The organism is Providencia sp. PROV024 (assembly GCF_032709665.1).
Lineage (GTDB): Bacteria > Pseudomonadota > Gammaproteobacteria > Enterobacterales > Enterobacteriaceae > Providencia > Providencia huashanensis.
Map to the genome: position 1 here is coordinate 2782440 of NZ_CP120545.1, position 21424 is coordinate 2803863.

Below are 21424 nucleotides of genomic sequence, written 5' to 3' on the forward strand. Positions count from 1 at the left end.
CACTATCCTTTTTGGTTTTCTAATAACATCATAACATGGGCGACAGTATGAAATGACCCACACACAACAACCACATCTTGCTCTTTTGCATCGAGACAAGCTTGTTGCCATGCTTTTTCTACGGAATCAAATTCATTCGCTTGCGCTAAATGTTGGCTAAGCGTAGCGACATCAGCCCCTCTAAATTCAGTTAATGGCGCAATATACCAATCAGTAACTTGCTGTGACAGGCAATCAAGAGTGCCTTTAATATCTTTGTCACCTAACATACCGACAACCGCACGAATATGACGCCCTTCCATAACAGGAAGTTCGGCTAATTTACTGACTAAATAGCCTGCAGCATGCGGGTTATGTGCCACGTCTAAAATCATCAATGGTTTTTCACCGATAACCTGAAAACGCCCTGGCAATTGAGCCGATTTTAACCCTTGATGAATTGCGCTTTCTGTAACTTTTTGGGCGATATCAACATCAATCAATAATAAGCAGCTAATAACACCAAGCGCGGTTGCTGCATTCGCTAATGGGACATTCGGTAATGGTAAATTATGCCACTCATGTTGAGCACTTTTCCATGACCAACTTCCCGCTTGTTCACTATATTGCCAATCCGCACCACGACGAAAAAGCACCGTACCTAGTTTATCCGCCACTTGAGCAATAGACGCTGGCATATCAGGTTCACCGACTACACCATAGTGACCAGAACGGAAAATACCCGCTTTTTCATAGCCAATATGTTCTCTATCAGCCCCAAGCCAGTCTGTATGATCTAACGCAATACTGGTGATCGCTGCAATATCGGCATCCACAACATTTGTTGCATCCAAGCGGCCGCCTAGCCCCACTTCTAAAATAACCACATCCAGCTCAGCTTGCTTAAATAACTGTAATGCAGCCAAGGTACCGTATTCAAAGTAGGTAAGCGAAATGTTTTCACGTTGTGATTCAATGGTCGCAAACGCTGCGCAAAACTCTGACTCTGCAAGTTCTTGGCCTTGAATACGCACACGCTCTGTATAACGAACAAGATGTGGTGAGCTATAGACCCCAACCTTGAGCCCTGATGCCATCAGAATAGACTCTAACGTATGGCACGTTGTCCCTTTACCGTTAGTTCCAGTGACAGTGATAACTCGAGGTGCAGGCTGTGTGAGGTTCATTTGCCTAGCGACTTGACCGACTCGTTCCAACCCCATATCAATATTTTGGCTATGTAAGTCGGTGAGGTAAGAAAGCCAAGTCTCCAATGGAGACTTGGCATTAGGAATGATTAAATTACTCATCATCTTTTTTATGCTTTGCAGGTTCCTTTTCTTGTACGTCTACCTCAAAGCCATCAGTCTCATCAGTAATATCAATGTCAACTTCTACATTTTCTGCAACAATAATTGGCGCCTCAGTAAAACTAGGCTTATTCGTTAACATTGCCAAGACTTCAGCCAAGCGGTCACGCATTTCAGGGCGGCGGACTATCATATCGATAGCGCCTTTTTCGAGTAAAAACTCACTGCGTTGAAAACCTTGTGGCAGTTTTTCACGTACCGTTTGTTCAATAACACGCGGGCCAGCAAAACCAATCAGGGCTTTAGGCTCAGCAACATTAATATCCCCTAACATTGCAAGACTAGCAGAAACGCCACCCATAGTTGGGTCAGTTAGTACTGAAATATACGGTAAGCCGCGTTCTTGCATTTTTGCCAACGCTGCACTGGTTTTTGCCATTTGCATCAATGATAACAACGCTTCTTGCATACGAGCGCCACCACTTGATGAAAAACACACCAATGGACAGTTATCTTCCAAAGCCTGTTCCACTGCGCGGACAAAACGAGCACCAACAACCGATGCCATTGAACCACCCATAAAGGCGAATTCAAATGCCGCAGCGACAACCGGCATCCCTTTTAGGGTCCCTTTCATGACAATAATGGCATCTTTTTCGCCCGTTTCTTTCTGTGCGGCTGAAAGTCGGTCTTTATATTTTTTTGAGTCTTTAAACTTGAGGAGGTCTTTTGGCTCAAGTTCACTACCTAATTCGGACGTTGAGTCTTCATCAAGGAAGGTTTCTAAACGTTGGCGTGCATGAATACGCATATGGTGGTCACATTTAGGACACACTGATAAGTTACGCTCTAATTCAGCACCGTATAACACCTGCCCACAGCTATCGCATTTCGTCCAAACCCCTTCTGGGATATTGGCTTTGTGTGATTGGGTCAAGTTACCTTTCTTTAATATTTTTTCAATCCAGCTCATTAATGGACCTTTTTGTCTGATTCACTCTGGTTATCACCAGTAGGTATTTTTTGCCATTAAACCACAATGATATCTCACTGTAGATAAAAACTTTTTAAACCGCTTAACGGTTATCGATTTTTTGCGCTGTAGCACGCTTTTCTTTCGCGGCCTTACGGCGATGGCGAATAATTTCAACCACACCCGGCAAAATTGAAACAAAGATAATCGCGACTATCAATAATTTCAAATTCTTTTGTACAATCGGTAAATCACCGAATAAATAACCTGCATAGGTAAATAATAATACCCATATAAATGCACCTGCGACATTATAAAAGGCAAAATGACGATAAGACATTTTCCCCATTCCTGCAACGAAAGGCGCAAATGTTCTTACTATCGGCACGAAACGAGCCAGTATAATCGCTTTACCACCATGTTTTTCATAAAATTCATGGGTTTTTTCTAAATATACGCGACGAAAAATTTTTGAGTCCGGGTTTTTAAATAACCTTTCGCCAAAAACACGTCCAATGGTGTAATTCACTGCATCACCAATAATCGCAGCAGTAATCATTAATGCGACCATTAAGTGAACATTTAAATCATTGCTGTCTAATGCTGAAATTGCACCCGCAACAAATAATAACGAATCCCCAGGTAAAAATGGTGTGACCACTAGACCTGTTTCACAAAAAAGGATCAGGAATAAGATCCCGTATACCCATGTACCGTAGTCTCTAACGAGTTCAGCAAGGTGCACATCTATGTGTAAAATAAAGTCGATAATAAAAGTGATGAATTCCATATAATCCTCATTAATGATAGCGTCCATGCCATTCCCAACAATGATGGGACAAATAAAAAGTTTGCTTTATATCAGTTCATCTGCAAGAAAAAGAGGCCCCATAACATTCTGCGGCAATGCAAATTGTTCAGGGTAATCGACGCTCACCAAATACAAGCCTTCAGCTTTTGCCGTTGCCGCTGCTTTGGTGCGATCTTTTAGCTCAAGAAGATGTTGTATCCAATCAACACCTTGATTGCCACACCCTATCTCCAACAGACTACCAACAATATTCCTAACCATGTGGTGAACAAAGGCATTGGCTTTAATATCCACCACCACATAATGACCATGGCGACTCACATTCACGTGCATTACATTACGCCATGGAGACTTTGATTGGCACTGGACTGCTCTGAATGAGGTAAAATCACGCTCACCTAAAAGTGACTGAGCCGCTTGATGCATTCTTTTTTCATCTAATGGGTAGTGAAAATGAGTTACACCATTAGATAAAATTGCAGGCCGATAGCGATGATTGAAAATCACATAACGGTAGCGGCGAGCGGTGGCACTAAACCGTGCATGAAACTCATCATTCACAGGTTTACACCAACGAACTGCAATATCCGCAGGCAAATGTGTATTTGCCCCCATAGTCCAAGCCGCTTCTTTGCGATTGGCTGAGGTTTCAAAATGCACCACCTGCCCAGTGGCATGAACACCTGCATCCGTACGACCCGCGCAAAATACGTTGATCGGCTCTGCGGCAATCTTTGACAAGGCGATTTCTAAGCACCCTTGCACACTTTTCACTTCTTGTTGGCGCTGCCAACCAAAATAGCGACTACCGTTGTATTCGACCCCTAACGCAACCCGATACAACTTTGTTGGTTCTGACATCAGTAGAATAGCTCCTGAGCTAATTTTTCAGCGGTTTCTACTGCCATCAGTGCCCCACCGAAGCGCACATTATCCGCCACCGACCAAAACTGTAATATTTCAGGAACGCCATAATCATTACGAACGCAGCCGACACTTAGTTGGTCATTGCCAGAAGCATCCGTTACCTGAGTTGGATAATCCCCTTCTTCTGAGACCTGAATATCCGCAAAACGTTCAAGTTCTTCATTCGCTTCTTCTGCACTCAAAGGGCGTAACGTTTCCAAGTAGACAACTTGAGCATTTCCATAAAAAACAGGCGACTGAATAAAACTAACAGCAACAGGTAAACCTTCATCTTGGAGTACTTTGCGCACTTGTTCAACAAGACGGCGTTCTTGAACAACACTCCCCTCCATGTCTGACAATAAAGGCAACATATTGAAAGCAAGTTGCTTACTAAAACGCCCTTCTTCCGCAGGAATACCATTTAATAAACGTGCACTTTGCCCTGCAAGTTCATCGACGGCTGCTTTACCATAACTCGACATGGATAACATATTCGTTAAGGTAATTCGCCCTAAGCCTGCTGCGTCCACCAGCGGTTTAATCGCTGTGACCAATTGACTCACGGAGCTATCTGCCAAAGAAATAATATTACGATTGCGGTAATCAGCTAAAACTTGAGGATTCACATTTGGTACCACTAATGGCACATCAGGTTCTTGAGCAAATACGCCACTTGTATCAATAACAATACAACCTTCCTGTGCCGCTAATTCTGCATATTGCATGCTAACCGCTTCATTAGCCGCAAAAAAAGCAATTTGCGCTTGCGACCAATCAAAACCATTCACCTCTTCAACTTGAATACTTTTGCCACTAAAACGTACGCTCTCCCCCGCACTACGCTCACTGGCTAGTAAATACAGTTCGCCAACTGGAAACTCCCTTTCTTCTAGCAGTGAGATAATGGCCTCACCTACAGCCCCAGTTGCGCCTAATACTGCAATATTCCAACCTTCAGTCATGGCTATTCCTCTAGTAATAAAAACTAAACGACCCCATTAATGAGATCGTTTAATGATAAAAAATTATACCAATTAATTTGCTAAATAAGCACTGAACCCTAATGCATTAAGCTGCGCGACAACATCGGCGTTATCACAAGCCACATTGAGTGATGACCATTCGCGACGTTCTTGGTAGTTTTTACGCAGCTTATCAAATTCCCCTTTAATACCTGCTACCTTGCGCAGCTTGGCATCGTCACGGCGTACATCATACACAAGATGGGCTAATCTTTTGAGTTGGCTTTGCGTTAATTTACCATTGAAGGTTAACTCGCTAATATCCGGTTTTGGCAACAATGATGAAAGGGAAATTTGCACGGATTTACCGATAAATTGACAGTAAGCTTCATAAACTTGCGTCGTTCCCCTTGCTTTACCTTCTAGGGTGTAACCTGCTATATGCGGTGTACCAATATCGACCAAAGCTAATAGCTCAGTAGACAAGTCAGGTTCCGGCTCCCAAACATCCAGTACCACACTCAACGGTTTCCCCTGTTGCAATGTTTTTAATAATGCTTGGTTATCAACCACCTCACCCCGGCTAGCATTAATTAAAATGGTGCCATCACGTAGGTTTTCTAAGTGGGTTTGGTTCATTAAATGAAAAGTTTGATATTCCCCAGAAAGATTCAATGGCGTATGGAAAGTTAACACATCCGCCTGCGCTAATACGGTTTCAAAAGACACAAAATCTTCTTGTTGGCCCATAGCGGCACGTGGAGGATCACATAATAAGGTTTTTACGCCCCAAGCGTTTAACCGCTCAGCTAAACGCCCACCGACATTCCCTACACCAATGACCCCTACTGTTTTATCACGTAAATCAAAGTTATCACGTTCCGCAAGGAATAATAACGATGAAATAACGTACTCCACTACCGCAATAGCATTACAACCGGGTGCAGAAGAAAAACCAATATTTGCCGTTGCCAACCATGCAGTATCTACATGGTCAAAACCTGCTGTTGCCGTTCCAACGAATTTAACCGGCGTATTTTTCAATAGAGATTCATTCACCTTGGTGATCGACCGTACCATTAATGCGTCCGCGTTTATTAATTCGTGTTCGGGTATTGGACGCCCCGGTACAGCTTTAACTTCGCCCAGTTCACTAAATAATGCCTGAGCATAAGGCATGTTTTCATCAACTAAAATTTTCACTGTTTTGTCCCAATCTATTGACGATACGGCTTTGCATCGCAATATTTTGCCACGCTTTGCCCCAGATGCCTATGAGAGTTAACGTTCCAATGTAAACTAATCTTCTGTCACAAACTCTTTCGCTCGAAAACGGTCGGGGGTTACCCCTGAAATTTGTTGGAACATCGCAATAAATGCCGACGCAGAGCTATATCCAACATCAAGTGCCACTTCGTGTACACTTTTACCACATTCAAGACCCGCTACCGCATGAAGATAGCGCAAGCGCTGACGCCATTCACTAAATGACATACCGAGTTCCTGTTGGCAGCGTCGTGACAATGTACGCTCTGAGGTATAAAAACGTTTTGCCCACCCAGCCAAGGTCGTATTATCCGCAGGGTCATTTTGCAATTCCAGTAAGATTGGCGCTAAAAACTTGTCTTTAGTGTTAGGCAAATAAGTATCTTGGCAAGGTGATAATGAAAACTGGTCAATGAGTACATGAGCTAACCGTAGATCTTGTTCAGTTTCTGGTTGTACAATGCCTCTTTGATACATATCGCTCATGATGGATTGAAATATAGGGCTTAATTTAATCACGCACGGCCGTTGAGCTAATATTTGATTGTATTGATGTGAGAAATCAATAATACGAAATTTGACACTTTCTTTATTAAAGCTAGCATGGGAAATATTTGCAGGTATCCAAATACAAAACTCAGGTGGCGCTAAATAGTGCTTACCCGCAACTTCCATTTCCATAATACCGCAAACCACATATAACATTTGCCCAAATGGGTGTGAATGGGATTTGTATTCCGTCAGCGCGGCAGTTTGCTCGTGGCGAAAAGCAATAAGTTCAGGCTCAATAATATTGCATTCACTGACTTGCCAAATATCTGATTTTGAAGTTTCCATGATACCTGTCTGAAAAGCGTTATCGATTGTCTGAATATCAGTATATATAAAAAACCAGACAGATGTATACTACTGCGCATTCGATACGGGAGAGTGTTTTAATGAAAAGTCTTCTTTTTCCGCTAATTGCGGTTTTATTATGGTCTATCAATGCGATTGTTAACAAAGCAGCATCCACGGCTATTGACCCTGCTGCAATTTCTTTTTACCGCTGGGCGTTGGCGCTAATCGTCATGACCCCATTTGTATTACGTTCGGTGCTACGAAACCACAAAGTCGTCATGAAACACTGGTGGCAATTAGCCATTTTAGGGGCTCTGGGCATGATGCTATACCAAAGCTTAGCCTATTACGCTGCCCATAGTGTCAGTGCGACCTTTATGGGGATAATGAACTCACTGATCCCATTATTAACCGTTGTGATCAGTATTTTCGTATTACGTGTTATCCCAACTGTTGGTATTGTATTGGGCTCCGCCCTATCATTATTGGGCCTGTCGTGGCTCGTTAGCCAAGGTAACCCTATCTCATTATTTTCTCATGGCTTAGGCCAAGGCGAAATCATGATGCTAATAGCATCAGCAGCTTATGCCCTCTACGGTGTATTAACTAAGCGTTGGTCAATCCAATTATCTAGCTGGGATTCACTCTATGTGCAGGTGTTCTTTGGGGTTATTCTGCTATTGCCTAACTTTTTGTTAGCTGATGATGTGTCACTCAACAGCCACAATATTGGGCTAGTCGTATTTGCAGGGATCGCCGCCTCCATCATTGCGCCTGCGCTATGGATCCAAGGCGTAATGCGGCTAGGGGCAAATACCACGTCTATCTTTATGAACCTTGCTCCGGTCTTTACCGCCATTATTGCCGTTTTTGCTCTTGGCGAAGAATTAAAAAGCTATCATTTAATTGGTGGAGGTGTTGTATTATTAGGAGTAATGTTAGCGCAACAATTACGTACCCCACTGACGCAAGTATTTAGCCGTAATAAAAAAGTGGCACAGCAAGAAGATACTTGTCAGTAACCTGCCGCTACAACTTATAACTTAAAGCAATAAAAGCAATGTCGTGGACTCATATGCCCCACTCTGTGGGGCTATGTTTTATCTATTTTCCTCAATATATTTCTTCCCACATTCCTGCACGGTTTTTCGTCATTTATATTTTGTAACGCTCTAAAACGTCTCAGTCACCCTTTGTCTGTCATTCGCTGATAAGCTTGTGCAAAGCTAATCTGAGCAAGCAATAAAGGGAAATTCTGATTGAATCTTCTTCTTAAGCAATTAGACTTAACTAAAATCATTCTACCCATTAAGTAGTATTTTCACTCAAAACCAAATATTGACTCGATGTGCACTGATGGAACACGTCATGTCATACATGACCTTTAATAAGGAATAACAATGACTAAACAACTTAAAGTTTGGCTTTGCATATTTATAGTAATTGCTATTGCAGTTGGCATTTACTTTATCAATGCATTAGGCCATTCCAATTCCGCACAAGCTGGTTACGATTTATATCAACAAGGCGATACCGAAGCCGCTTTTAAGCAATTTGAAAATACAGCTGATGTTGACTCCCAATCCGCTTATGCATTAGCCACAATGTATAAAGATGGGATAGGTACTCAACCTGATGAGAGTAAAGCACTAAGTTGGTTGGTTAAATCTGCAGCACAGAACAATAAAAATGCGCTCTATAATCTGGGCTTTTACCGTTATGATCAACAAATAGAGGATACCCCTGACGATAAATATGGCGTAACCTCTTTAACTAAAGCTGCGGATCTCGGTGTAATTGAGGCTCAAGTGATGGTTGGCGGTATTTATATGGAAGCTAAATATGAAGATATTCCGCAGAATACCGAACTAGCTCGGAAATACTTTACACTGGCTGCGGAACAAGATTCACGTCTAGCTAAATTTGCACTCGGTTATATTGCCCATAAGGTTGATAAAGATAATAAAAAGGCAGTCGAAATCTTAACCCCCTTAGTCAGTAAAGACTTCCCATTACCGGCTATGTTATTAGCATCTATTTATAAAGAAGGCGGCAATGGTATTACGCCAAATAAGATTTTTGCAAAAAAATATGAAAGTATGTCAATGGCATCAGCTTTCGAATTTATTGCCGATGCTGAGAGATTTGAACCTGCGCCATTATCAATTTATGGCTCACTAACGCCAGAAGAAAAACAACAAATAATCGCTAACCTTGAAACCCGAGCCAGTCAAGGTGATGAAACTGCTATGTATATTTTATATCAAAAATACATGACAGGCGAAGATGTCCGTAAGAATAAAAATAAAGCTGTAATGTATTTGCGGCCTTTAATACAACAACGGGCTCCCAAAGCGCTATATTTTAATTACCTCGCAGATAGAGATAATATTAAAGATTTGACAGAGGCTGCTGAGGGGCAATATCCCGATGCATTATACCAAGCCTATCAGGTCTATTCAGGTAATACCTTTAATTATGATGTAAAACGCGATGATGAATTAGCGAATAAATATTTAATTAACGCCGCAGATTTAGGCCATCAAAAATCGTTAATTACTATTATCGAAAAAGCTATTTACAGTTACCGTTTTCCAAATAAACAATTAGTAGATACTATAAAAAAATATACTCCGATATTAATCGAGAAATACCCTAATTCTCCAGAAGCTTTGATCGTTGTAAGCCAAGTATACCGCAATAAAAATAGCTCATTCTATTCACCAGAAAAATCCTTTGAAACACTCGCAAAAGCTAACCGAATTGCACCCGATTATGAATCACAAATGCAGTTAGCTCGTTACTATATCAATGGGTTTGGTACTAAGCAGAATTTGCCAGAAGCCGTAGAGATACTGAAAAAAGGTTTAAGTAAAAATAGCTACAAGTCGACAGCTGACCGCCTGTTAGTTCAACTCTATTATCAATATGATATAAAAGACTACGTCGACGAGAAAACGATCATTGATATTCTCAAAAATGATGTCATTGAAAGAAAAAACTATACATTAGCGCATTTCTATGCGGATTATTTATTACGCGAAGATGCGGAGAAAAATAGCAATCTAGCTTTTGAACTGTATGAAGAATCCAGTAAAAATAATGATAGCAGCCGTATTCATTATGCAGCCTCATTATTAAAATATAAGCCGGAAGAAAACAAACGTGCTGTGAACTTAGTTGTTGACGTACTCGCTTCACCTGATAGCAAGTCACGATTGTCAAAAGAAGACTTTAATACCGCCAATGACATTTTATTAAAACTTGGTTTGGCTACCATACACGCTAAGCGTTTATTAGTCGATTTAGCCCTATCCGAAAATAACACTGAAGCCTTAAAGCGTATCGAACCACAAATTGGGGTTGATGCGGATATCACTTACTTTTATGGCATCAAGCAACTTACCCTGTTGACCCAAGTTGATACCCTAAGTGATGCAGAGCTAAAACCTTATTACGATACCATTATAAAAGCCGCAGAATTAGGCAATACCACCGCGTCTTTATATATTGCTCAAAATTTGGATGGCGTTAATTATTATAATGACAAGCCCTACTATAAGCAGCGTTTTCAGAAAATCACAGGGTTAACACCGAAAGACCTCGTCCCACAATATAAAAAGTGTGCAGCATTAGGCAGCAACCGCTGTTTATATGAGCTGGGAGAAATTTACCAAAAAGGTAATTATGGGGAAGATTCTGACTATGATCTCGCAATGGAATATTACAACAAAATCTCTGACCCAGATTTCAGTTTTTTAAAATCACGTAAAAGAGAAATTGAAAAAGCAAGAGCCTCGTTTATTACTATTCAGGAAAAGGCAAAAAATAATGACTCTGATGCCATTCGTACCCTCGCCAATGCTTATAAATTCGGTAACTATGGGCAAAAAGTCGATGAGAAAAAATGGCTACAATACTTGACCGCTAGTGCAAAGTTGAATAATAAAAGCGCTTTAAAAGAATTAGTGGATTATTACAGCCAAGACACACTCATTGATGCTAATAAAGCAAAGATTCTTGGTTATTACGACCAATTAGCCGCTATCGGTAGCAAAGACTACACCCGCAAATTAGCACATCAATATTTAAACGGTAGTCGCCTTGTTGCACCAAATCGCCAAAAAGCCCGTGAATATTACATTAAAGCAGGAAGTTGGGGGAACGAGTTCATTAAGTATATGAATGACTATGACATCAGCATGAAAATGCTCAATGAAAGTTCAGAGGCTAAATATAAAGTAGGCCGAGCCTATTATTATGGTAAAGGGATCAAAGAAGACAAATTAGAAGCCTTAAAATACTTAAAGCTTGCTAGCGATGAAGGAAATGATAACGCAATTAGCCTTTATACAAAAACCCTGTATATGGGGATACTCAACGAAGACAAAATGTCTTGGTTGAAAGAACCAGACTGGGATCAAGCTATTGTTTATTTAAAAAAACACTCAAACCCTAAACGTGTTGATAATTATATCGAAACCTATAACTCCATCGTTGTTCCTGCGCAAAATGGTGATACTTCAGCCTATATGAAACTCGGAGATTGGTATAAGGATTACAGTCGCGCATTAGCCGCCCAAACTTGGTATAAAAAGAGCATTGAAGCAGGCAATTTAGCCGCTTATCAAGCTCTTGACCAAGTCACTAGCGATAAACAAGTCAAACACCAAAATTACCTTGAAGGTGCAGCAAAAGGTGACTTATTTTCCAAGGTCCAACTAGCCAAAGACTACTTGTATGACAGCGACGTTCTAACCAGTTCAACGGACTATAATTCAGCCATTCAATACCTACAAGAAGGTATCAAGTCAGCTGATGATGAAATTTCTAGTATGGCATTCAATACATTAGCCAATTTGTATCAAAAAGGTATTCGTAATAACAAGAAAAACCTTAACCGCCCTAAAGATGATAAAAAATATTTAGAATTGCTGCAAAGCGAAGAAAATAACCGTACAGATGCATTGCTTAATCTTTATAGCTATTACGCAAGAACCGATGCGCCGAAAGCTTTGGGTTACTTACAGCGTGCTTATGAAAAAGGCGACTTAGATGCCATTGAGAAACTGTATGAAATAAATTACCCTGGTGAATATTGCAGTAATAGCGATAATGCCGATCTGGATAAGGCAAGCACTTACTTAAAAGAGTGGCTACAAAAGAAGAATTTCGAGAAGAATACTGAGCGGAATTATATTCGTTCAGCTGAAAGTTTAAGTAAAAAAATGGGGGATACTTACTTAGCTGGTGAATGTGATATGAAAAAAGATATCGATAAGGCTATTGAATGGTATCTAATTTCATTGAACTATCATGAGAGTCATGCGCTAAGTAGCCTGTACAAAGCCTATGTGGAAAAAGGGGATGCGAAACAAGCCTATTACACGGCATTGCGTCTGAAAAAAGACCCTAAAAATATTGAATTATTAGAGCAGTTATCACCACAGGAGCGACAAGCGATTGAACAACGTTTCAATGATGAGCAAACATTCCAAAAATATGGTCGCTTTGCTAAACAAATTGAAGAACAACGTGTGAAGGCTGAAGCGGGTGATAAAATGGCAGCTTTCTCCTTAGGTATCGCTTATGCTCGGGGTGAAAGAGTACCGCAAGACACGCAAAAGATGATCTACTACTATGAATTAGCAGGTAAAAATGGCTATCCTCGTGCTTATAATATTTTAGGTAACCTTTACCGCAAAGACAATGAGCGCGGTATTGAGAAAGACTTTCCTAAAGCGCTTTATTACTTTGACTTAGGCGCACAACAAAATGACAGTAATACCGCGCACCAAGCCGGTGATATGCTGTATTTTGGCCAAGGAGTACCAAAAGATTATGTTGGTGCAGCCAAATATTATGATATGACAAACCTAGAGCAAGGGACTCATCATGGAATGGCAAAATACAAGCTGGCCTACATGTATTACAATGGTTGGGTCGGAACAAAGAGCAAAGCAGACCTGCAAAAAGCCCATGATTACCTTGAACTCGGTGCTAAATACCAAGACGAGGACTCAATTAAAGCACTAAAAGAGTGGGATTTTAAACTCATTAATAAATAATTAACGATAAAGGCGCTAATTTGCTTTAGCGCCTTTATCGAATCCTTTTTATTATTATCAGTTATTATTTGGATACTTCAATATATCAGTCGGTTATATTGTTTAGTTCCGATTACCATTTATGGATATAACATTTAGTCTTTTCCTAGTTGATTTTCAATAAAACACAAAAGTTTATCAATATATCTAATAATATATTCCTGATAAATATAGAATTCCGCTTAAAATCATCTAATTATTAAAAAATTAGTCATATAATTATTCCAACAATAACTATTTAGAACTCATTTTAAATAAAAATTAGTTATCTTTGTTTAGTTGGTTTATATTTTATTGATTACGGATTACAAACGTTAGAAAGCCCCTAATTAATATGGAGTATTTATTGTGAATTCAAATCTAAAAAATAATGCATCAAACACATCTATAGTAAACAGAGAAAAATCAATCACTAAAAACACAAAAAACGAACAAAATGAAATTAATAAGCCCCATCTATTAACTCCTCGACAATCTGATAAAAAAAATATCAATATATCGGAGATGCGGCGAGAAAAAGAATACTTAACAGCAGTGAAGAATGATTTTATTTCTAACATTCATAATTATGTTCCATTAAAATCTGCCATATCTAATGTTAGTGAGAAAACTTATTATAAAACAATTGAAAATGCATTGTTAGAGATTACTGAACAACGCCATCAATTAAACGAAAAAAAGAAATTAGAATCTATTGATGAGATCTATTTACGGGAAGAAAAAATAACTAATTCAAAAAACAACCTTGCAAAATACCTTTACGACCATTCAGAAAATAAAGAAAACAATTTAATTTCACAAGATTTATCGACTTTACTTGACGAAATATACAATACAGATGTAAAAATAAAATCATTCGAGGCATCCTTAAATGAAAAAGAAAATAATGAGAAGTTGACTAATACACCTTTTAATAACAAAAACCAGTTAGATACGGAATCATTATTATCATCCTCAATGGCAAGTCTCAAACAAAACACAATGGCTAGTGATTTTAAACACGGTTATTCAAATAACAAACAACTAAATATACTAATACCAATGCGAGACTAAACACATCCAGTTTTTACTGCGTTTAAACTTTGGCACCAAAGCGCCCAAATAAGGGCGCTTCTCTTACCGTGGTGCTTGGCTAGCTTTAAATGCGATTCGAACTAACAATCCATTGAGTAATTTACTTTTTAATAGTTGTGGTTCAGAGCCATGGTAACTAGCAATATCTTTAACTAAAGCCAAACCTAAACCAGCCCCTTCCTTCCCTAAGGCATTATTTAAACGAGTAAACGCTTCCATAGAACGGTTAATCTTTGCATCTGGGATCCCTGGTCCTGAGTCCTCGACTTCCAGAACAAAATGCGCCTTGTCATCACTATTTACAACACGCACTGTCACCACGCCATTTGCTGGCGTATATTTTATTGCGTTATCGATTAGATTTGCGCACATTTCTGCCAATAAAATGGGTTCACCTTTGATCCAAGCCACATCGAGCCCTTCATAGCCCAAATCCACACATTGACTTTCTGCATGAGTCAGCCGCGTAAAACAGGTTTGATGAACAATTTCGACTAGATTAACAGCACGGTACTGCGTGACGGCTTCTTTTTCATGCGCTTTTAACCGAGATAGTTGCAAAAGCCTATCAGTGAGAATAATCGTATTATCGAGGGTTTTATCGATAGCTTGTAAACTCTGTTGCCGCTGATTAGCATCTTGACTGTTAATCGCGACTGAAACCTGTGTTTTCAACACCGTTAATGGTGTTTTCAATTGATGGGATGCATCCGCACTGAAACGCTCTTGTCGCCTCACCATCCGCTTTAAACGGGAAATATAGCGGTTCAATGCATCAATTAATGGCGATAAATCAGACCATGGCAGTAAATCTGGCAATGGTGTTAAATCATTAGCGGAACGGCTTAACATTAAGTTGGACAATTTTTTCAATGGCGCCAATAACTTACTAAGTAAAATATAGGCAAGAACTAAGGTTAAAAGCACCACCGTACCTTGGCTCATCAGCGCGGAGATTAATAATTGATTAGCGAGATCTTGTCGTGAATAAACGGTTTCTGCAACACGGATCTCAACCATTCCAGTGATGCCACCTTCATTAATGGGTTGATAAAACGCTGCAATGCGAATAGGTAAGCCCTTATACTGTGCATCATAAAAATAAACTAGCGCAGTATAGTGCTGTGAGCGCATCCAATAAGAGGGAATTGGCGGTAAGTCATCATAACCAGAGATAGTCTCACCGTCAGGGGAAATAACTTGATAAAAAATTCGGTCATTATTATTCAGTTCGAAACTATCCAATACCACATAAGGTACGCTAACAGATAGATGCCCATTTACCACTTGTAGCCTTTCTGCCACAGTACGAGCAGAGGCGAGTAGCGTTCTATCATAAGCTAAATTTGCAGCGTTCTTAGCACTATAATAATGGGTATAAACCGAAAATCCCCCCAATAAAATGAGGGGGATACCGAAAAAGAGCAGCAACTGATGAAAGAGAGAGCGTGGATGAGAGACTAATTTCATACACTACACTGCTCTAATCGGTATCCCAATCCGCGTAACGTATTGATGTTAACATCCGAACCTGCGAGTTTTTTTCTCACTCGGTGAACATATAATTCAATACTTTGTAAACTGGCTTCATCGGACAAAGAAAACACTTGTTCAAATAATTGCATCTTTGAAACTGGGCGTCCTCGTCGGTGAAACAAGGTATTTAATACCGCATATTCCCTTGGGGTTAACCCTAATGGTTCTTGACCAAGTAAAAAATAACCTTCTTCGTGATAACACAGCGCACCAAAACGCTGCGGTTCATTGACTTGCCCTTGGCTACGCCTTAGTAAGGCACGAATCCTAGCTTCTAACTCAGCGATATCAAAAGGTTTTGTTAAATAATCATCCGCACCTGCATTTAAGCCTTGGACACGGTCAGCCACATCCGAGTTTGCCGTCAACAGCAAAACAGGGATCTCTTGATGACGTTTTCGCATTTGCGCCAATACTTCCAACCCACTCATTCGTGGAAGAGATACATCAAGCACAACAAGGGCATATTGTTCTGTTTGTAATAATTGATCTGCGATGGCGCCATCACTGGCAATGTCAACCGCAAACCCTGATGACGATAATGCCTTTTGTAACCACAATGACAACTCGTCATGGTCTTCAACCAATAAAATTCTCATTCCGCATACTCATTATAATTACTTATCTGTATACGTTGGCATTACCTATCGTGATTGAAAAGCAATTGTCATCGTTTTTACTGTATCCATCACAACTATTACGGTTAAATGGAATCAATAATTTAAATTTAACATTAAATTAACATAACAAAAAAGCAGAAATACAAAACAATCTGATATATATCACATAAAAATAATAATATTTGTTAATGAAAGGTAAATGAAAGCTTTGTAAGACAATGATGCAACATCTACACAACAAGAAGTAAATAACATAGTTCTTTAATTATTGTCTTAGTAAGGAAAGAAAAATGAAAAAATATACAATCAAGGCCTTAGCAACAGCAATATTTTTAGTTGGCGTTAACCAAGCAAGTGCTCTACCAGAGCGTACTGAATGTATCGCCCCAGCCAAACCTGGAGGGGGGTTCGACTTAACCTGTAAATTAGTCCAAGTTTCCATGCTTGAAACTAAAGAAATTGAAAAACCAATGCGTGTTACTTACATGCCCGGAGGCATTGGTGCGGTAGCCTATAATGCCATCGTGGCGCAGCGCCCTGCTGAACCAGGAACGATTGTTGCCTTCTCAGGTGGCTCATTACTCAACCTAGCGCAAGGTAAGTTTGGTCGCTATAACGAGAATGATGTCCGTTGGCTAGCCAGTGTGGGCAGCGACTATGGGATGATTGCTGTACGTGCAGATTCCCCTTATAAAACCCTTAATGATTTAATGGATACCTTTAAAAAAGACCCGAATAGCATCGTGTTTGGAGCCGGTGGTTCTATTGGCAGTCAAGACTGGATGAAAACCGCACTACTCGCTAAAGCTATCGATATAGATCCAAGAAAAATGCGTTACGTTGCTTTTGAAGGTGGTGGTGAAACCCTAACAGCTCTACTTGGAAACCATATACAGGTGTTATCAGGGGATATTAGCGAGATGACCCCGTATATCAATGAAGGCAAAATTCGTATCCTAGCGGTCTATGCCGATAAACGCCTCGGTGATGGCTTATCCGAAATCCCTACGGCGAAAGAGCAAGGCTATGACATTGTTTGGCCAATTATTCGTGGTTTCTATATGGGGCCCAAAGTGTCCGATGAGGACTACAACCAATGGGTCGAGGCATTCCAAAAACTCCAACAAACCGAAGATTTCAAAAAGCAACGTGAACTTCGTGGCTTGTTTGAATATAACTTAACTGGGCAAGAACTCGATAGCTACGTAAAAAAAGAAATCGAACAGTATCGTGAGCAAGCCCGTGCATTTGGTTTAGCCAAATAACGGAGAAAACGATGAGTCAACGCATATTCGCCATAGTCTGGCTAATACTGTGTGCTATCGGGATCTATATCGGCTGGGGGATCCAAAGTGAATTTTCATACGAACCACTGGGCCCCCGCCCTTTTCCGGTCGCCATACTATCTTTAATGGCTATTTGTGCCCTTGCCTTATTATTTGGCAAACAAGAAGCTGTTGAATGGCCGAAACCTTATGTATTGCGCCGCTTAATACTCTTAGTCATCGCACTAGTTATCTATGCATGGGCATTTGAGTGGTTAGGGTTTCCTATTGCTACCAGTTTATTGACTATCAGCATGGCCCTACTATTTGGTGCGACACCAACGGCAGCCATTATTTCAGGCCCTATCCTTGGCATCTTCTTATTTTATGCCTTTGATAAATTGCTGGATGTCACTTTGCCTATTGGCAGCCTGTTTAATTAAGGAGCAAGCTCATGGAAACTTGGATGTATCTATCGCAAGGTTTTGAGGTTGCGCTCGTCCCTCAAAATATCTTGATTGCCTTAATTGGCTGTTTTATCGGAACCGTAGTTGGCATGTTGCCCGGTCTTGGTCCTATCAATGGGGTCGCTATATTATTGCCACTCGCATTTGCGCTCAAATTACCAGCAGAATCTGCCTTAATTTTACTCGCTACTGTTTATTTAGGTTGTGAATATGGAGGACGGATCTCATCGATACTACTTAATGTTCCGGGTGATGCTGCGGCTATAATGACCACATTAGATGGTTATCCGATGGCAAAACAAGGAAAAGGCGGTGTTGCTCTTTCTATTTCAGCGGTCAGTTCATTCATTGGCTCAACAATCGCCATTGTGGGTATTATTTTATTCGCACCTTTGCTTGCTCAATGGTCGTTAGCTTTCGGGCCTGCTGAATATTTCGCTTTAATGGTTTTTGCTATTGCCTGTTTGGGCAGTATGATGAGCCAAAACCCTATTAAATCATTACTTGCCGCATTAATTGGTTTGTCACTCGCCACCGTCGGTGTCGATGCCAACTCAGGGGAATATCGTTTTACATTTGATAGTGTCCATCTTTCTGATGGAGTGCAATTTATTGTCGTTGTGATTGGTTTATTTTCAGTCAGTGAAATTTTATTGATGCTTGAAGGTACCGCTACAGGCCAAGGTTTGATCCGCAAAACGGGTAGAATGCTATTTAACCGCAAAGAAGCCAAAGCTTGCGCAGGGCCCGCACTGCGTTCGTCTTTCGTCGGTTTCTTTGTTGGAGTTTTACCCGGTGCAGGTGCCACTATCGCCAGCGCTATCACTTATATGACTGAAAAGAAAATCAGTGGTGAAAAAGGCGATTTTGGTAATGGTGATGTACGTGGTGTCGCTGCACCTGAAGCCGCAAATAATGCCTCAGCATGTGGCTCATTTATCCCTATGTTAACACTTGGCGTTCCAGGCTCAGGGACAACTGCGGTGATGATGGGGGCGCTAACGCTCTATAATATCACCCCTGGACCGGGAATGTTTACTGAACAACCGGAAATTGTTTGGGGGCTAATTGCTGCATTACTTATTGCTAACGTCGTGTTGTTAATCATGAATATTCCATTAATTGGCCTATTCACACGTATGTTGACTGTCCCTTTGTGGTTTTTAGTTCCCGCAATTGCCAGTGTTTCCGCTGTTGGTGTATATGCAGTTCATAGCACTACTTTTGACTTGCTGTTGATGATGGGGTTAGGTGTTTTTGGGTTTATTCTACGGAAAATGAATTTCCCGCTTTCCCCACTTATATTAGGTTTTGTATTAGGTGAGATGTTAGAACAAAACTTACGCCGTTCATTATCTATCAGCAATGGTAATTTCGATATTCTTTGGAGCAGTACTATTTCACAAAGCTTATTGATCCTCGCCGTTGTTGTTTTAATCCTGCCGCCTATTGTGAAATTACTCCGTAAACGCAAACAGGCTACAACGTTATAATTTTCAAATTGTTAAGCCATCTCTGTAGAATTTGCCCCAATGTGATTTTGGGGCATTTTTTTATTAAAAAATAGGGAGCTTTATATAACTTAACAAAACCACAGAGTTATCATGGACTCCTTCGCCATAATAGACATATTTTGATTGTAAATTAGGGACTATATTTGTTCTCTTTTGGTCATACTTATACAGTGGAAATGGTTTTTCAATATTATGTATTTTACTCATCCTCCCACAAAGTTTATCGTGGATAGAGCGAGATAACGCCTTACCTAAAATTTTAAAATCCTGTTTCCAAATAGCCTCATGAAATCTGGTTACACACATATGACTACCTCTATTCGACTAAAAATCAAGTCAATATCATGTCACTATTTTGGACAAAACATTCAATACAATGATGTATATTTATTCAGTTGTTAATAAACCACTGAATCAGACAATGATGATATATTAAATAATGCCAATCAATTATGGTACTCACCTGACTTATTAAGATATAAAACACAATGTTCGATAGATTACTTTTTGTCCTTTTTAATATCCAGCCGAAACCATTAGCGTATACAGTCACCATCGATATTCATGGTGACCGTTACACCATCCATAGCCAGAAACCCGTGACTATCACAGAAAAAGACAGCGGTTATATCCAAATAAAAGCACTGGGTAAAATGCATATTTTTTGTGGAAAAATGCTGCATATCAGCGTCAAGAAAAATACGACGCTTGTGACTATTGGTTGGTCGAAAGGGAAAAGCCAAATATTTGAAGTGAAAAAAAACTACCAAGACATTGCTTCCCACAGAACGTCATCCTCATCAAATACCCGTTATGTCCCCCCAGTTTATGAAAGTACCACTAGCGACAATTCCCATCGTGCTAGCAATCATTTTTGTTCAAATGATAATTCCAGTACTGATTGCTCATCATCCGATTCAGGGGGAAGTGATGGCGCTAGTGGCGATTAAGTAACAATACCTTTTAGATACTGCTTAAAAACTTATCTTTTATATCATGCTTATTGTCAAAATATCTAATATTTGAATCAAAGGATTTTTTTAATTTACTCAATAAATCATTTTTAATTTTTTTATCATTAATTGTTAATACTGACTGGAATACATTATTAGAATAGTGATTATCATCACCAAATAACGCCAATAAATTAAGTTGACTTAACTCCCCACTAGGGATATCTAATTCAATCCTTGTATTATTCAGTTTTGCTTTATCGAAATTATAATTAACATCTGATTTAATAGGTAGCTTAATATCTACATTATTAAGCGTTGCATTAGAAAAATCCGCTCTAATTAGTGGAGTTTGTTCACTTGATGCAATTCTCATGTCTGATAATGTAGAGTTAGAAAAGTCTGCGTTAATACTGCTAGGTTTGAAGGTTTTTTTATCCTCCCAATTAAAAATAATATTATTTATATCTGTTTTCTCCAATTGACAATCTGAAGAGTCATAATGTAATGCTATACTATCCAACATACTATGAGACTTAACTTCCATAGAGTTAATAATATTATTACCGCTTATTTTAGATTTAACAGGCCCTATATTAAGCACATCATTCAATATATTAATCTGTTTATTGATTTTTAACTTATCTTTTATCTCGACATCCAAAGCACATTTCTTATAAACATTTTTCACTTTTGAAATTACTGTCTTTAATAAAAGTTTCTTATTTGCATCACTGTTGTTTTTTTCATACTCCTTACTTATTTTAGTCGAGCTATTACTTAACGTTAAGAAAAAAGATTTAACATTCATATTTACACACCTCTAGGCTATTTGTTT

General features: G+C 39.7%; 17 protein-coding genes. 7 read left to right on the forward strand and 10 right to left on the reverse strand.

Annotation, left to right across the window (positions count from 1 at the left end; translation table 11 throughout):
• Positions 1-2: 2 nt before the first annotated feature.
• The 7 genes from folC to P3L56_RS12905 form a co-directional block, all read right to left on the reverse strand.
• Positions 3-1292: a bifunctional tetrahydrofolate synthase/dihydrofolate synthase gene (folC, locus tag P3L56_RS12875; RefSeq protein WP_131680538.1), complete on the reverse strand. Its 1290-nt coding sequence runs from the start codon at positions 1290-1292 to the stop codon at positions 3-5.
• On the reverse strand, positions 1282-2262 hold the full coding sequence (gene accD / locus P3L56_RS12880) for an acetyl-CoA carboxylase, carboxyltransferase subunit beta (protein ID WP_042844483.1): 981 nt from the start codon (positions 2260-2262) through the stop codon (positions 1282-1284). Before accD ends, folC begins: the two co-directional genes overlap by 11 nt.
• Positions 2263-2365: 103 nt before the next feature.
• Positions 2366-3052: a DedA family protein gene (locus P3L56_RS12885; RefSeq protein ID WP_042845356.1), complete on the reverse strand. Its 687-nt coding sequence runs from the start codon at positions 3050-3052 to the stop codon at positions 2366-2368.
• Positions 3053-3118: 66 nt separating this feature from the next.
• Complete coding sequence (gene truA, locus P3L56_RS12890; RefSeq protein WP_042844485.1) at positions 3119-3934, reverse strand: tRNA pseudouridine(38-40) synthase TruA; 816 nt, start codon at positions 3932-3934, stop codon at positions 3119-3121.
• Entirely contained in the window at positions 3934-4944 is a 1011-nt protein-coding gene (locus tag P3L56_RS12895; RefSeq protein ID WP_042844487.1) for an aspartate-semialdehyde dehydrogenase, read from the reverse strand. Before P3L56_RS12895 ends, truA begins: the two co-directional genes overlap by 1 nt.
• A 72-nt stretch (positions 4945-5016) precedes the next feature.
• On the reverse strand, positions 5017-6147 hold the full coding sequence (gene pdxB / locus P3L56_RS12900; RefSeq protein ID WP_042844489.1) for a 4-phosphoerythronate dehydrogenase PdxB: 1131 nt from the start codon (positions 6145-6147) through the stop codon (positions 5017-5019).
• 96 nt (positions 6148-6243) lie between these two features.
• Positions 6244-7047: an AraC family transcriptional regulator gene (locus P3L56_RS12905; RefSeq protein WP_042844491.1), complete on the reverse strand. Its 804-nt coding sequence runs from the start codon at positions 7045-7047 to the stop codon at positions 6244-6246.
• Positions 7048-7148: 101 nt separating this feature from the next.
• Between P3L56_RS12905 and P3L56_RS12910 the strand changes: the two genes are divergently transcribed.
• The 3 genes from P3L56_RS12910 to P3L56_RS12920 all read left to right on the forward strand — a co-directional run bounded on the left by P3L56_RS12910 (position 7149) and on the right by P3L56_RS12920 (position 14210).
• A complete protein-coding gene (locus tag P3L56_RS12910) occupies positions 7149-8072 on the forward strand; it encodes a DMT family transporter (RefSeq protein WP_042844494.1) in 924 nt (307 codons plus the stop codon).
• Between the two features lie 378 nt (positions 8073-8450).
• The gene (locus P3L56_RS12915) at positions 8451-13118 is read left to right on the forward strand and encodes a tetratricopeptide repeat protein (protein WP_272686055.1); all 4668 of its coding nucleotides are present in this window, start codon (positions 8451-8453) and stop codon (positions 13116-13118) included.
• Positions 13119-13505: 387 nt separating this feature from the next.
• Positions 13506-14210 (forward strand): hypothetical protein, encoded by a 705-nt coding sequence (locus P3L56_RS12920; RefSeq protein WP_210790533.1) that lies wholly within the window; start codon positions 13506-13508, stop codon positions 14208-14210.
• Between the two features lie 63 nt (positions 14211-14273).
• Here P3L56_RS12920 and P3L56_RS12925 read toward each other — a convergent pair whose 3' ends face one another.
• Together P3L56_RS12925 and tctD are read right to left on the reverse strand one after the other, a co-directional pair.
• Positions 14274-15701: a sensor histidine kinase gene (locus P3L56_RS12925; RefSeq protein WP_048607532.1), complete on the reverse strand. Its 1428-nt coding sequence runs from the start codon at positions 15699-15701 to the stop codon at positions 14274-14276.
• Positions 15698-16366: a transcriptional regulator TctD gene (gene tctD / locus P3L56_RS12930; protein WP_042844502.1), complete on the reverse strand. Its 669-nt coding sequence runs from the start codon at positions 16364-16366 to the stop codon at positions 15698-15700. Before tctD ends, P3L56_RS12925 begins: the two co-directional genes overlap by 4 nt.
• A gap of 311 nt (positions 16367-16677) precedes the next feature.
• Between tctD and P3L56_RS12935 the strand changes: the two genes are divergently transcribed.
• The 4 genes from P3L56_RS12935 (at position 16678) to P3L56_RS12950 (ending at position 20583) form a co-directional block, all read left to right on the forward strand.
• On the forward strand, positions 16678-17652 hold the full coding sequence (locus P3L56_RS12935) for a Bug family tripartite tricarboxylate transporter substrate binding protein (protein WP_048607533.1): 975 nt from the start codon (positions 16678-16680) through the stop codon (positions 17650-17652).
• 11 nt (positions 17653-17663) lie between these two features.
• Positions 17664-18095: a tripartite tricarboxylate transporter TctB family protein gene (locus P3L56_RS12940; RefSeq protein WP_042844505.1), complete on the forward strand. Its 432-nt coding sequence runs from the start codon at positions 17664-17666 to the stop codon at positions 18093-18095.
• 11 nt (positions 18096-18106) lie between these two features.
• A complete protein-coding gene (locus P3L56_RS12945) occupies positions 18107-19612 on the forward strand; it encodes a tripartite tricarboxylate transporter permease (RefSeq protein WP_042844508.1) in 1506 nt (501 codons plus the stop codon).
• Between the two features lie 509 nt (positions 19613-20121).
• Positions 20122-20583, forward strand: a complete 462-nt coding sequence (locus tag P3L56_RS12950; protein WP_071548194.1) for a hypothetical protein — start codon at positions 20122-20124, stop codon at positions 20581-20583.
• Positions 20584-20596: 13 nt separating this feature from the next.
• On the opposite strand, the gene P3L56_RS12955 is transcribed toward P3L56_RS12950, so the two are convergent.
• The gene (locus tag P3L56_RS12955; RefSeq protein WP_272686056.1) at positions 20597-21397 is read right to left on the reverse strand and encodes a hypothetical protein; all 801 of its coding nucleotides are present in this window, start codon (positions 21395-21397) and stop codon (positions 20597-20599) included.
• Positions 21398-21424: the final 27 nt, after the last annotated feature.

What these genes read in the sequence shown, in the direction of transcription:
- folC (WP_131680538.1), bottom strand. Translation starts at nt 1,292, where the DNA reads ATGATGAGTAATTTAATCATTCCTAATGCCAAGTCTCCATTGGAGACT.
- accD (WP_042844483.1), bottom strand. Translation starts at nt 2,262, where the DNA reads ATGAGCTGGATTGAAAAAATATTAAAGAAAGGTAACTTGACCCAATCA.
- P3L56_RS12885 (WP_042845356.1), bottom strand. Translation starts at nt 3,052, where the DNA reads ATGGAATTCATCACTTTTATTATCGACTTTATTTTACACATAGATGTG.
- truA (WP_042844485.1), bottom strand. Translation starts at nt 3,934, where the DNA reads ATGTCAGAACCAACAAAGTTGTATCGGGTTGCGTTAGGGGTCGAATAC.
- P3L56_RS12895 (WP_042844487.1), bottom strand. Translation starts at nt 4,944, where the DNA reads ATGACTGAAGGTTGGAATATTGCAGTATTAGGCGCAACTGGGGCTGTA.
- P3L56_RS12905 (WP_042844491.1), bottom strand. Translation starts at nt 7,047, where the DNA reads ATGGAAACTTCAAAATCAGATATTTGGCAAGTCAGTGAATGCAATATT.
- P3L56_RS12910 (WP_042844494.1), top strand. Translation starts at nt 7,149, where the DNA reads ATGAAAAGTCTTCTTTTTCCGCTAATTGCGGTTTTATTATGGTCTATC.
- P3L56_RS12915 (WP_272686055.1), top strand. Translation starts at nt 8,451, where the DNA reads ATGACTAAACAACTTAAAGTTTGGCTTTGCATATTTATAGTAATTGCT.
- P3L56_RS12925 (WP_048607532.1), bottom strand. Translation starts at nt 15,701, where the DNA reads ATGAAATTAGTCTCTCATCCACGCTCTCTCTTTCATCAGTTGCTGCTC.
- tctD (WP_042844502.1), bottom strand. Translation starts at nt 16,366, where the DNA reads ATGAGAATTTTATTGGTTGAAGACCATGACGAGTTGTCATTGTGGTTA.
- P3L56_RS12935 (WP_048607533.1), top strand. Translation starts at nt 16,678, where the DNA reads ATGAAAAAATATACAATCAAGGCCTTAGCAACAGCAATATTTTTAGTT.
- P3L56_RS12940 (WP_042844505.1), top strand. Translation starts at nt 17,664, where the DNA reads ATGAGTCAACGCATATTCGCCATAGTCTGGCTAATACTGTGTGCTATC.
- P3L56_RS12945 (WP_042844508.1), top strand. Translation starts at nt 18,107, where the DNA reads ATGGAAACTTGGATGTATCTATCGCAAGGTTTTGAGGTTGCGCTCGTC.
- P3L56_RS12950 (WP_071548194.1), top strand. Translation starts at nt 20,122, where the DNA reads ATGTTCGATAGATTACTTTTTGTCCTTTTTAATATCCAGCCGAAACCA.
- P3L56_RS12955 (WP_272686056.1), bottom strand. Translation starts at nt 21,397, where the DNA reads ATGAATGTTAAATCTTTTTTCTTAACGTTAAGTAATAGCTCGACTAAA.